A 13,157-nucleotide genomic window follows, 5' to 3' on the forward strand; every position below is an offset into this window, starting at 1 on the left:
AAATGTTAGAGCGGATTATAACCGCATTGGTTTTGGTGGCCGTTGTACTGAGTTGTATGTTTGCAACCCAGTCACACTATCCAATGTTTGTGCTGATGATTATTGCGGCAGGGGTTGCAGGCTATGAGTGGTTTAAACTCATGCCCCGTACAACAAAAAATGTTAATAAACCTCTAGCATGGGGTTTTGGTTTACTAAGTGCTGGCCTTGCTACACTTGCCTTATACTTTAACGATATTGCACTTCTACTTTGGGCTGCCTCTATCCTATGTTGGTTGCTCAGCCTGTATTGGGTTAAATCCTATCCGAATTATGATGCTTGGTATAATTCAACCCTTAAGGTGGTTGGTATTGTTCTGATATCTTCAGCTGTGACCGCTATTTTTGCACTCTGGAAGATGTCCCCATGGTGGCTGATGTACCTGTTTTTATTGGTTTGGGGGGCTGATAGCGGGGCATATTTTGTTGGGCGTAAACTGGGTAAGCGTAAACTTGCACCTGAAGTGAGTCCAAATAAATCGTTGGAAGGTCTCTATGGTGGTGTGATTACGGCCATGATCATCGTGGTCGCTGTTGAAATCTTGTATTTAGACTTAACGTACGCACAGCATTTATTATTTCTTATTTTATCGGTAGTGACTGTATTTAGCTCGGTACTCGGTGATTTGTTTGAGTCTATGATTAAACGTCGTGCTGGAATTAAAGACTCAGGTCGTATTTTGCCGGGGCATGGTGGGGTGCTGGATCGTATTGACTCGCTACTGGCTGCTGCACCTATCTTTGCTGCGGGTGTATATGTGTTAAAACTTATTGGCGTAGATTTGTAAATGTCTCAATCTGTTTGTATTTTGGGTGTGACGGGTTCAATTGGGCAGAGCACCTTAAAAATATTGCAACAACATGCTCAACGCTATTCTGTGTTTGCTGTTACGGCACATAGTCGGATGCAAGAACTTGTTGATATTTGTCAGCAATTTCAACCTAAAATTGCAGTTGTACCTCAAGCTAAAGTAGATGAACTGCGCCAGCTTCTAGTCGCAGCCAATTTGCAAAACATTGAAGTTTTGGCGGATGAGGCAGGCCTCATCGCAGTTGCTGAGCATCCGGAAGTAGATGTGGTAATGGCGGCGATTGTTGGCGCGGCTGGTTTAATGCCGACGCTAGCAGCGGTAAAAGCAGGAAAGCGTGTTCTTTTGGCAAATAAAGAAGCGCTAGTGATGTCGGGTGACATCATGATGCAGGCTGCTCATGATAATCAGGCTCTTTTACTTCCTGTGGACTCTGAGCATAATGCAATCTTTCAATGCTTGCCGCAGACCTATTTACAAGCTGAGCGTCACGGACAGCCGAAACTCGGAGTCTCTGGTATTCTTCTGACCGCATCCGGCGGGCCATTTCTAAAACATAGTTTTGATGAATTACAAAATGTAACGCCTGCGCAGGCGTGTAAACATCCTAATTGGTCAATGGGACAGAAAATCTCGGTTGATTCAGCAACCCTCATGAACAAAGGATTGGAGCTAATTGAAGCTTGTCATCTTTTTTCAATCGAAGAACATTTTGTTACAGTAGTTGTGCATCCGCAGAGTATTATTCATTCCATGGTGCAATATGTGGATGGTTCAACTTTGGCACAAATGGGAAATCCTGATATGTGTACGCCGATTGCACATGCGTTGGCATGGCCTGAGCGTATTCAAACCCATGTTCCAGCTTTAGATTTATTTAAAAATCATCAGTTGGATTTTCAAGCGCCTGATACGCATCGATTCCCCGCATTAAGCTTGGCACGTCAAGCGATGAAAACTGGGGGTACAGCCCCTGCGATTTTAAATGCAGCCAATGAAATTGCTGTTGCTGCATTTTTAAATCAACAGGTGGGGTTTATGGATATTCCTGCTATTGTTGAACACACTTTGAATACCATCCCACATCAAGCAGCAACACAACTTGATGTTATTTTAGAAGCCGATCAAAACGCACGTCATGTTGCTCAGCAATATGTGGTGAATATAGGAATTTAAGCATGAGCGCCTTGTTTATGATTGTTGCGGCAATTTTGCTTTTAGGCCCACTTATTGCAATACATGAGTTTGGGCACTATTTTGTTGCGCGTAAATTGGGCGTAAAAGTTTTAGTTTATTCCATTGGTTTTGGACCAACGGTTTTAAAGTGGACCTCTAAAAAGTCAGGTATTCAATATCAGCTTTCGGCATTGCCCTTGGGTGGTTATGTCAAAATGCTGGATGAGCGTGAAGGTGATGTTGCTGAAGAGGATGCGCCCAAAGCATTTAATCGTCAGTCACCTTGGAAGCGTATCGCAATTGTTGCAGCTGGCCCATTGATTAACTTGGCATTCGCCATTTTACTGTTTTGGATTTTATTTTTACCTGCACAAGAGCAATTGAATACACGTGTGGGTAAAGTGCTACCTAATACACCTGCCGCACAAGTTCAAATGCAAGTGGGCGATAAAATTACCGCTGTTGATGGCTTAACTACACCCACTTGGGAAAAATTGAATTTTGCCTTGGTTGACCGTGTAGGTGAGACAGGATCAATCCAAATTCAGGCCGAACGTGCGGGACAACTTAAGACATTTAGTTTGCCTATTCAAAACTTCTTGAAAGATCAAACACAGTCTCCGCTTGATGTTCTGGGTTTTACGCCTTATCGACCAAAAATTCCTGCGGTTGTGACTAAGTTGAGCGAAGATGGTGCAGCCATTCGTCAGGGTATGCAACAAGGTGACAAAATTGTCGCGATTGATGGCATCAAGATGAATGATTGGTTTGATGTGGTACAAGTGGTTCAAGCCTCGCCTGAGAAATTGTTAAAAATTGATGTGCTTCGCCAAAATCAATTGGTACAACTTGAGGTGATGCCGCAAGGTAAACGTGACAATATGGGCAAGGTTTCTGGTGTCTTAGGTGTACAAAGTGACCCTGGGAAAATCAGTATTCCTACAGAATATAAACAAACGATACAATATAATCCTGCCGAAGCCTTCATGATGGCGGTGGATAAAACCAGTCAACTTTCGAGTATGATTTTGAACTCGATTGTGAAAATGGTGCGTGGTTTGATTGGTCTAGACAACCTATCAGGACCGATCACGATTGCCAAAGTCGCAGGACAAAGTGCGGAAATGGGTTGGCAAACTTTTATCTCATTTATGGCATTGATGAGTGTAAGTTTAGGGATATTAAATTTATTGCCTATTCCTATGCTTGATGGTGGACATTTGGTCTATTATTTTATAGAACTAATACGTGGTAAACCTGTTTCTGAACAAATACAATTGGTTGGTTTAAAAATTGGTATGGTATTGCTCGGAAGTATGATGCTTTTGGCACTATTCAATGATTTTATGCGTTTGTAAAAAAGCGTAGATACGGAATTAAATTTTACATCGGAAAAACTGGCATGCAGCACACACATTTATTTATGCCTTTGGCGCTCATCAGTGCTATGGCAACAGTACAACAAGTATATGCAGCAGAAGATTATATAGTACGTGATATTAAGGTTGATGGACTTGTTCGTTTAACGCCAGCAAATGTCTATGGAATGATTCCGTTGAATAGTGGGGATCGTGTGAGCGATGCAGCACTTGCCAATGCCATTCGTAGTTTATATGCAACAGGTTTGTTTGATGACATTAAAACAGAAAAGCAGGGTGATACGCTGGTTTTCAAAGTTGTTGAACGCCCACTAATTTCTAAAGTTGAATTTAAAGGTAATAAACTCATTCCTAAAGAGGCCTTGGAAGAAGGCTTGAAGAAGATGGGGATTACCGAAGGTGAAGTGCTGAAAAAATCAGCGCTCCAGACGGTTGAGTCTGAGCTTGAACAACAGTATATGCAGCAAGGTCGTTATGATGCTGATGTAAAAGTTGTGACAACAGCGAAGCCGAACAACCGTGTAGATCTTACTATTGAGTTTGTTGAAGGTAAGGCTGCAAAAGTTGTAGATATCAATATTATTGGTAATACGGTATTTAAAGAAAGCGAAATTGAACAAGCGTTTGCGGTAAAAGAGAGTGGTTGGACATCCATTATTTCACGTAATGACCGTTATGCACGTGAAAAGATGGCTGCAAGCTTAGAGTCTTTACGTGCGCTTTATTTAAACAAAGGCTATATCAATTTTAATATCAATCATTCAAGCTTAAATTTAAGTGAAGATAAAAAGAATATTTTTGTTGAAGTTTCGGTGGATGAAGGCGAACAGTTTAAATTTGGCGAAACCAAATTTTTGGGCGATGCTTTATATACCCCAGCAGAGCTGAAAGCTTTGCAAATTTATAAAGATGGCGATATCTATTCACAAGAAAAAGTGAATGCGGTTAAACAGTTGCTTCTACGTAAATACGGTAATGCGGGTTATTACTATGCAGAAGTGAACGTCGTGCCTCAGATTGATAAAGAAACTCATCTGGTGGATTTAAATTATTATGTGAATCCAGGTCAGCAAGTGACTGTGCGTCGTATTAACTTTACTGGCAACACGAAAACTGCGGATGAAGTATTACGTCGTGAAATGCGCCAAATGGAAGGTGCACTCGCAAGTAATGAGAAAATTGATTTATCTAAAGTTCGTTTAGAGCGTACAGGCTTCTTTAAAACTGTAGATATCAAGCCTGCACGTGTTCCGAACACAGCTGACCAAGTTGATTTAAATATTAATGTAGAAGAGCAGCACTCAGGTACCAGTACTTTAGCAGTCGGTTTCTCGCAAAGCGGTGGTATAACTTTCCAAGCGGGTCTAAGTCAAACTAATTTCATGGGTACAGGTAACTCTGTTGCCATTGATTTATCACGCTCAGAAACACAAGATTACTACAACCTAAGTGTAACAGACCCGTACTTTACGATTGATGGTGTACGTCGTGGTTATAACATGTACTACCGTAAAACCAAGTTGGATGAAGACTATAACGTCAACAACTATGTGACGGATAGTTTTGGTGGTGGTATCAATTTCGGTTATCCAATTGATGAAAACCAAAGTATTAGTGCGGGTTTAAACATCGACCAAACTGAAGTCACCACAGGTCCGTATGTATCGACCTATGTACGTGATTACTTGTTGGCGCATGGCGGTAAGGCAACTGGCAAAGCTGAAGATGTTTGTATTGGTACTATAGAAAACTTGTATGAGGATCCTGCTGATCCAACAAAAATAACTGGTACGAAATGTAATGGTCAGACTGTTGATTATGATAATGAATTTAACGGTGATTTCCTAACGTATAATTTAAACTTGGGTTGGTCATATAACACTTTAAACCGTCCGGTGTTCCCTACATCTGGTATGTCGCATCGTGTAAATGGTGAAATTGCATTACCGGGTAGTGATGTTGAATATCAGAAACTGACTTATGATGCTCAAGCTTATTTCCCATTAGGTAAAGACTTCGTACTTCGTGGCTATGGTAAGTTGGGTTATGGTAATGACTTACCATTCTATAAAAACTTCTATGCAGGTGGTTTTGGTTCGGTTCGTGGTTATGACAACAGTACCTTGGGTCCAAAATACCCTGGTGTAACCTATAGTGAATCCCATTCTAAGGATTATGATTTTGAAGAAGTCGGTGGTAACGCGCTGATTCAATTTGGTACAGAATTGGCTTTGCCTTTGCCATTTAAAGGGGATTGGACACGTCAAGTTCGTCCAGTGCTGTTTGCTGAAGGTGCGCAAGTGTTTGATACACAGTGTGATGTACCATCTGGTAAGTTGTATATGTCTGGTGAGGCAAATGACCCAGGTGTAGATGCGAAGCAATACTGTAAAGACAACTTCGGTTTTGAGCTTGATAACATGCGTTATAGTGTGGGCGTAGGCTTTACTTGGATTACGATGATTGGTCCATTGTCTCTCAGCTATGCATATCCATTGAATGATAAAGAAGGCGACGAAACAAAGAACATTCAATTTGAAATCGGTCGTACCTTCTAAGGTCGACCTTTTCTCTACATGAAAGATATAAATATGAAAAAACTTCTTACAGCTTTAACACTTACAACATTAACTACTACAGTGGTGAATGCTGCTGGTTATGGTGTGGTGGATCTTGAGCGTGTTGTTGAAAATAGCAGCTATTTAAAACAGCAAAATTCGAGTTTTCAACAGAAAATTCAACCGCAAAGTACGAAGCTTGATCAACTCAGTAAAGAGCTTCAAGACTTACAACAGCGCTTACAAACAGGTGATAAGCTGAGCGCTGCGGATAAGCAAAAAATGGTGACTCAGTATCAAACCAAAATGAACGAGTTCAATACTTTGCAGCAAACCATGCAAAGCAGTGTACAAAGCTCTATTCAGCAAGTACGTAGTGTATTTGATGGTCGTGTGAAGCAAGTTGCTGAACAATTGCGTAAAGAAAATCAATTAGATGTTGTTTTGAATAAAAACTCAGCACTTGCCTATGACGCTAAGTATGATTTAACTGATAAAATGATTCAAAAGGTTAACGCAATTAAGTAATCAATGAATCCTCAACAGTATCGCTTAGAAGATCTTGCTCGTTTAGTCCAAGGTGAGTGTGTAGGTCAAGCTGATTTAATCCTTAAGGGATTAGCAAGTCTAGATTCGGCAGAATCTAGACATCTTGCATTTGTAAATGGTGAAAAGTACTTAGAGCAAGCACAGCAGTCTAAAGCTGGAGCATTCATTGTTACAGCAGATCTGAAAGATCACTTGGTTGAACATCAAAACTTTATTGTTGTTGCCAATCCTTATTTAGCCTTTGCAATTTTAACCCATGCTTTTGAGGCTAAACACACTGAACAGGGCATTGAAAGCACTGCACAGATACATCCTTCGGCAATCATCTCAGATACTGCTTATATTGGTCATTATGTGGTCATTGGTGAAAATTGCGTTGTTGGCGATGACACGATTATCCATTCACATGTCAGCATACATGATGGGGTTGAAATTGGCCGAGGCGGTTTAATTGAATCGCATGTAAATTTGATGTCATGTAAAATTGGTGATCGTGTTCGTATTCATGCCAATACTGTGATTGGTAGTGAAGGTTTTGGATTTGCCCCTTATCAAGGGAAATGGCATCGAATTGCTCAATTGGGTTCGGTCATCATTGGAAATGATGTACGGATTGGTTCAAATTGTAGTATCGATCGCGGTGCATTGGATGACACAATTTTGGAAGATGGTGTCATTATTGATAACCTTGTGCAAATCGCCCATAACGCTAAAATTGGTGCCAATTCGGCTTTTGCTGCTAATACCGCAATTGCGGGTAGTACAACCATTGGCAAAAATTGCATAGTAGGTGGTGGGTCTGCAATTGCAGGGCACCTAAATATTGTTGATAATGTCACTTTAACTGGAATGTCAATGGTCACAAATAATATTTCTGTGGCTGGAACGTATTCTTCAGGAATTGGACTGTTTGAAAATCAAAAGTGGAAACGCACCGTTGTTCGTTTAAGACAATTAGCAGATGTGCCATTGACCCAATTGGTAAAAAAACTTGATCATATGCAGGCTCAAATCGAGTCCCTTGAATCAACAATTAAATTGCGTAAATAGAAATATGATGACTGAGTCGAATTCTACTAGTTTCACGAAACCTGAATTGCCAATGACGATTCAAACCATTCGTGAGTACTTACCACACCGCTATCCTTTTTTATTGGTCGATCGTGTTGTTGATGTGACTGAAAATGGAATTGTGGCGTATAAAAATGTGTCTATTAATGAAGAGTTCCTTCAAGGCCATTTCCCTAATTATCCAATTATGCCTGGTGTTTTGATTGTCGAAGCATTAGCGCAAGTTTCAGGTATTCTTGGTTTCATCATGAACAATGAGAAACCAAGTGAAGGTTCTTTGTTCTTGTTCGCAGGTGCAGAGAAAGTTCGCTTTAAAAAGCAAGTCGTTGCAGGCGACCAATTGGTGTTAAAATCAGAATTGGTCATGCAGAAACGTGGTATTTACAAATATAATTGTATTGCCACCGTTGACGGTGTAGTAGCAGCATCTGCGGAAATTATGGTTTCGCATCAGAAAATAGAGCAATCATGAGCAATAACGAATTTATTCACCCAACAGCAATCATCGATGCATCTGCCGTGATTGCAGCAGATGCAAAGATTGGACCGTATTGTATTATTGGTCCAAATGTCACCATTGGTGCAGGTACGCAGTTACATTCGCACGTAGTGGTCGGTGGTTATACACGTATTGGAGAGCAAAATGAAATTTTCCAATTCGCAAGCGTGGGTGAGGTCTGTCAAGATTTAAAATACGCAGGTGAAGAGACCTGGTTAGAAATTGGCGACCATAATAAAATTCGTGAACATTGTAGTTTACACCGTGGTACGGTTCAGGATCACGGTATAACCAAGATTGGTAGCCATAATCTTTTAATGGTGAATACGCATATTGCGCACGACTGCGTGGTCGGTGATCATAATATTTTTGCAAACAATGTCGGCGTGGCTGGTCATGTTCATGTAGGTGACTATGTGATTGTCGGCGGTAACTCGGGCATACACCAATTCTGTAAGATTGATTCTTATAGTATGATTGGTGGCGCATCATTGATTGTGAAAGATGTCCCTGCTTATGTGATGGTTTCTGGTAATCCTGCACATGCTTTTGCGATGAATGTTGAAGGCATGCGTCGTAAAGGTTGGTCTAAAAATGTGATTCAAGGTTTACGTACTGCATTTAAATTGATTTATAAAGAAGGCTTAACGACAGAGCAGGCTTTAGAGCGTATCCGTGCAGAAATTTTGCCTGAAGTTGCTGAAGCACAATTGCTCATCGATTCATTAGAGCAATCAGAGCGCGGTATTGTGCGTTAAGCTTATTCTAGATATAAAAAAAGACACTTCGCGTGTCTTTTTTTATATCTCTAGGAAAATTATTTTTTAAAGAAAGAGGCTTCTTCAGACTTGGGATATTGTTTAAGGAGTTTGGCTTTGTATTGATTGGCTTGAGTCGTGTTTTTATCCACTTCTTTGGCAATATTATAGAGTTGATAGACGGCTCGAGGCGCGCGCGAAGAATTAGGATATTGGTTTGCTACAATCCCGTAGTTCTTTTTCGCTTCTGCATAGTTGGTGGGTTCAATCGCTAAATTAAATTCAGCTAACCAGAAATATGCATTGCTGATGTAAACACTGTTAGGATTGTTTTTAATAAAATTTTGCATGGGTGCAATAGCTTTCTTGGCACCCCCTTGCTTATAGGCATCCAATGCGACAGTGTACGCGGCTTTTTCTAGCTCTGATGGTTCTGATGTGTTTTGAGTACTGACCACTATAGGTGCTTTGTTTACTGCGGCTGCGGTTGTGTTACTGCTGGGGTTGGTGATTGTGGTGTTACTGGGAGGAGTATCCTGTTGGTTATCCTCCGTTGTAGTACTCGCTTCGGGATCTACTTTTTGCTGAAGTAACTCTAAGCGTTGATCTAGGTCAGCGTAACGATTTTCCAACTCATGTTTGAGTTGAGCGATCTCGTTGTCTTGCTCTTCAAGTTTACCGCGTAAGCTACGCAAATCACTTTCTAATTGTTGGTTCTTTTGCATGATTTGCCAATTAATATTGGTTGCTGTTGCACTCGCACCTGTGTCTACTGCGACGCTGGTTGGATTGACACTATTGTTCGTTGCTTGGCTTAAGCCGCGAGATTCAATTGGAATATTGGCGAAAACAGGCGTTGTGCAAAGTAGGGTGAGGGCACATAGGCTATGCTTCTTTAGCATCATAAAATATCCGTGTTATAAGGCTTTGATGGGGGGCACATCAAACAAAATTCATTTACCCCATTAAAAACGGCAACGTTATGAATTGCAATAAGCTTTTACATTGTTGTCGTATATTTAGGTAAATGAATGTAGCCTAGTCGTTACCAATAATTGAGCGATTTTTCTTGAGTTTGTTTTATAAATAGTCAATTGAATGAAATGCTTATTGAAAAGTCGTTTATAGGCTTGCAACTTAGGGAAAAATCTCTATACTCTGTTCTTGCAATGGTAGCCCTGCCGGTTACTTCGCAATTGTACTCTACGAACCCCGCCAGGACCGGAAGGTAGCAACGGTAGTAGAAATATGATGTGCCGAAGGCTTGCTGGTAGGGTTACCACCAGTTTTATAAATAAAAAGAATAAAAATGAAAGACTACTATGGCATTGATGCAGGTCTAGTTGTAAGTATTGAATCCTCTGAGAAAGTGAAAAGTATTCTGCTTTTTCTTCTATTTTTTGCAATTACCATTATTTTTATCTATTTCTCAATTCTATATTTTATTTCAAATGGATTCTCAAATTATATTGTCGTAGGTATTTTTATATCTTGTCTCTGTGTTTTATTCTGTATTTTTTATTTGTTGTTGGAAAGGGCTTTGTTGCACAAACCTACCGATAAAGTCTTATTCGGCAATATAATTCGCAAATGAATAAGCCCACACCTAAAATCTATCGTACAACCAATTGGTCTTCTTATAACAGTGCATTAATAAATCGAGGAAATCTCTCAATTTGGTTCGATCCCAAGACTCAATGGTACGCTCAACCCAAAGGTAAACATGGTCGAAATCAAACTTATTCAGATACAGCCATCCAATGCTGTCTGATGATCAAATCCCTATTTCGATTGTCTTTACGCATGGTCACTGGCTTTGTGCAAAGTCTCATTCATCTTTGTAGATTAGATTGGACAGCACCAGACTATTCCACCATCTGCAGAAGACAAAAGCATATTGATATTGCAATTAACTATCAAAAAAGCAGTAATGGTCTCCAGCTACTCGTCGATTCTACTGGCTTAAAGTTTCTAGGCGAAGGTGAATGGAAGCGTAAGAAACACCAACCTGAATATCGTCGCCAATGGCGTAAACTTCATATTGGTATAGATGCTGAAACCCTTCAAATACGCGCTATTCAACTCACTACAAATAATGTGAGTGATTCACAAGTGCTTGGTGATTTACTCGATCAGATTCCACAAGATGATCAGATTGACTCTGTTTATACCGATGGAGCTTATGACACCAAGCAATGCCGTCAGGTCATTGCAGATCGGCAAGCGCATGCGGTGATTCCGCCAAGAAAAAATGCGAAACCTTGGAAAGATACAAAGATCAGCTCGCTAGAGCGAAATGAATTACTTCGAACAGTTAAACGTTTAGGCAGGACACTATGGAAAAAATGGTCAGGCTATCATCGGCGAAGTTTGGTCGAAACTAAGATGCATTGCATCAAATTATTGGGGGATAAACTCAGTTCGAGAAACTTTCAAAGCCAAGTCAATGAGATGCATGCACGTGTAGCAGTATTAAATAAATTCACAGAGTTAGGCCGACCTCACACCCAAGTTGCCACTTAAATTTGAGTAGATATGGGAAATCTTAATTTTTAAATCTTTGTGCAACAAAGCCGTTGGAAAGTATAAATACCGAAATTGTTTTTAATGAAGACCATCTTCTCTATCGTAAAGTTTTTTCAGTCAAAAAAGTACTCTATAGTGAAATAAAAGGCTACCAAATCTTACATTTTAAAAAAAGAAGTCGTCTATTGTTGGTCGATCAGCATCATCAAGTTGTCAATATTAGTTCAGATTTTGAGTCATATAAAAGAATTTGTAATATGTTTATGGCGCATTTTGAAGATATTGAGGCCGTCAATAAGCGAGAGAAAGAACAAAATTTTATACAAGAACATACAAAAAATATTTCCAGTGAACAGCAACAAAAATATTTAAAATATGCATTAAGAATTAGAAAAATTTTAGATGTATTGACGGTTATTATTTTCTTTTTAGCTACTATATTTGATTGGTCAGATTTTTTATTTCATGGTATGGCATTGGTTTATCTATATCTTAGTTATCCAAAGCATCGTAATTTTTATATTGTTTATATGCAAAAGGCTAAAATCTCTAACGAGATGCTGGCTTTTCTAATTATGCTTGCATGCAATATTTTATTTTTACGGGATATTATCCAGCACCACGATTTAGCTTTTTTATTTTATTCATTGATATGTATGAGCTTTCTGCTATCAGCTCTATATGTTGTATTTAAAAAAAAGTTTGCTCAAAAAATGAAGCGGCAAATGATCATGGTGATCGCACTTGCTCTACCTATTGTCGGTATTTATTCTGTGAGTTTGGTGGGTATTGTGAATAGCATAAATGATAACAGTATTTTAAGTTCTCAAGATGTGCAGGTCGTAAATAAGGAGAAGAGTGAGAGCAGCACTAGAAGAAATAGATATGCAAGTTATTATTTGGATGTTCGAATGTTTGATGGTGAGGTGCGACGTCTCAAAGTAAGATCTAGTGAATACTATAATACGAGTGTTGATGGTAGTTATAAGATGACACTACATAAAGGTAACTTAGGCATCACTTGGTCAGCTTATGAGCGGCAGTAAATTAGATTTTTAGCATTTAAGGTTTAATAGCTGATAAGCTTGTTTACGTTTTCTTGATATAGCTAGATGATAGATCAATCATGTGTAGGGTAGTGTAGGTAAATAGCCATTTAATCTTCCACTTTTCTAGAAATCGCTTTCATAATCGCGTCCATTTCAAAGCCACGATACATTAAAAAACGGATTTGCTTGGCTTTTAGTTTTGGATCTGTTGCGACCTCAGTTCCATACTTTCTAACTTTGAGTTGATAGGCTTGTTCGACCCAATCTGTTTCTTTTAGTTCTTCTAAAATTAAACCAGTGTCAATCTTTTTAGTTTTAAGCGCTAGTTTAATGCGATTAGGGCCTTTGCCTTTACGCTTTTGGCTCGATAAAGTGATCTCAGCCACACGTTGATCACTCTGATAGTTTTGTGCTGAAAGCTCTTCAACCAGTGTAATCACTTCTTCGCGGTGCATTGCCCATGTGGCCAATTTTTCAATCAATTCTGCTTTTGAATATTCCTTACGTGTTAATACTGCAAAGGCATAAGAACGTAGACGAGAACCTGTTAAACCTGTGGGTTTGGGTTGATTCTCTTCATCAAAATCTAAAGCATCAACAGTTTCTTGTGTTACTTGTGTGTGGCAGTATTGAGTAGCAGGGGATTCTTCCTCACCAAACTGTTGTTTGAGAGCATCATAGTCAAGAAGTTTGGGGAATTTTGAATTAGGCATAATAGACGATGAAATAGATCTGAATAAACAA

12 protein-coding genes and 1 other RNA gene are annotated in these 13,157 nt (G+C 39.5%); 11 read left to right on the forward strand and 2 right to left on the reverse strand.

Features of this window, described 5'->3' with window-relative positions:
* Positions 1-2 precede the first annotated feature (2 nt).
* The 8 genes from AC0KVP_RS06350 to lpxA all read left to right on the forward strand — a co-directional run bounded on the left by AC0KVP_RS06350 (position 3) and on the right by lpxA (position 8,838).
* On the forward strand, positions 3-827 hold the full coding sequence (locus AC0KVP_RS06350) for a phosphatidate cytidylyltransferase (protein WP_004981939.1): 825 nt from the start codon (positions 3-5) through the stop codon (positions 825-827).
* The gene (gene ispC / locus AC0KVP_RS06355) at positions 828-2,024 is read left to right on the forward strand and encodes a 1-deoxy-D-xylulose-5-phosphate reductoisomerase (RefSeq protein WP_332476763.1); all 1,197 of its coding nucleotides are present in this window, start codon (positions 828-830) and stop codon (positions 2,022-2,024) included.
* Between the two features lie 2 nt (positions 2,025-2,026).
* Entirely contained in the window at positions 2,027-3,382 is a 1,356-nt protein-coding gene (rseP, locus tag AC0KVP_RS06360) for an RIP metalloprotease RseP (protein WP_473339708.1), read from the forward strand.
* A gap of 89 nt (positions 3,383-3,471) precedes the next feature.
* A complete protein-coding gene (gene bamA / locus AC0KVP_RS06365; protein ID WP_473340438.1) occupies positions 3,472-5,961 on the forward strand; it encodes an outer membrane protein assembly factor BamA in 2,490 nt (829 codons plus the stop codon).
* Positions 5,962-5,994: 33 nt separating this feature from the next.
* On the forward strand, positions 5,995-6,489 hold the full coding sequence (locus AC0KVP_RS06370; protein ID WP_473339710.1) for an OmpH/Skp family outer membrane protein: 495 nt from the start codon (positions 5,995-5,997) through the stop codon (positions 6,487-6,489).
* 3 nt (positions 6,490-6,492) lie between these two features.
* A complete protein-coding gene (gene lpxD / locus AC0KVP_RS06375) occupies positions 6,493-7,560 on the forward strand; it encodes a UDP-3-O-(3-hydroxymyristoyl)glucosamine N-acyltransferase (RefSeq protein WP_473339712.1) in 1,068 nt (355 codons plus the stop codon).
* Between the two features lie 7 nt (positions 7,561-7,567).
* Positions 7,568-8,053 carry a 3-hydroxyacyl-ACP dehydratase FabZ gene (fabZ, locus tag AC0KVP_RS06380; protein WP_010326983.1) on the forward strand — a complete coding sequence of 162 codons (486 nt, stop codon included), beginning with the start codon at positions 7,568-7,570 and terminating at the stop codon, positions 8,051-8,053.
* Positions 8,050-8,838: an acyl-ACP--UDP-N-acetylglucosamine O-acyltransferase gene (gene lpxA / locus AC0KVP_RS06385; RefSeq protein WP_078388772.1), complete on the forward strand. Its 789-nt coding sequence runs from the start codon at positions 8,050-8,052 to the stop codon at positions 8,836-8,838. The genes fabZ and lpxA overlap by 4 nt, the downstream gene beginning before the upstream one ends.
* Before the next feature lie 59 nt (positions 8,839-8,897).
* Here lpxA and AC0KVP_RS06390 read toward each other — a convergent pair whose 3' ends face one another.
* The gene (locus tag AC0KVP_RS06390; RefSeq protein ID WP_473339715.1) at positions 8,898-9,743 is read right to left on the reverse strand and encodes a YbgF trimerization domain-containing protein; all 846 of its coding nucleotides are present in this window, start codon (positions 9,741-9,743) and stop codon (positions 8,898-8,900) included.
* A 274-nt stretch (positions 9,744-10,017) separates the two neighbouring features.
* Here AC0KVP_RS06390 and ffs point away from each other — a divergent pair.
* The 3 genes from ffs (at position 10,018) to AC0KVP_RS06405 (ending at position 12,410) form a co-directional block, all read left to right on the forward strand.
* Positions 10,018-10,114: signal recognition particle sRNA small type (gene ffs, locus AC0KVP_RS06395), an RNA gene on the forward strand.
* A gap of 314 nt (positions 10,115-10,428) precedes the next feature.
* The gene (locus AC0KVP_RS06400; protein ID WP_473336427.1) at positions 10,429-11,361 is read left to right on the forward strand and encodes an IS5 family transposase; all 933 of its coding nucleotides are present in this window, start codon (positions 10,429-10,431) and stop codon (positions 11,359-11,361) included.
* 53 nt (positions 11,362-11,414) lie between these two features.
* The gene (locus tag AC0KVP_RS06405; protein WP_473339717.1) at positions 11,415-12,410 is read left to right on the forward strand and encodes a hypothetical protein; all 996 of its coding nucleotides are present in this window, start codon (positions 11,415-11,417) and stop codon (positions 12,408-12,410) included.
* Between the two features lie 110 nt (positions 12,411-12,520).
* Here the strand turns inward: AC0KVP_RS06405 and AC0KVP_RS06410 are convergent, their stop codons facing one another.
* The gene (locus AC0KVP_RS06410; RefSeq protein WP_234963751.1) at positions 12,521-13,126 is read right to left on the reverse strand and encodes a regulatory protein RecX; all 606 of its coding nucleotides are present in this window, start codon (positions 13,124-13,126) and stop codon (positions 12,521-12,523) included.
* Positions 13,127-13,157 lie beyond the last annotated feature (31 nt).

This window comes from Acinetobacter sp. DL27 (assembly GCF_055810995.1).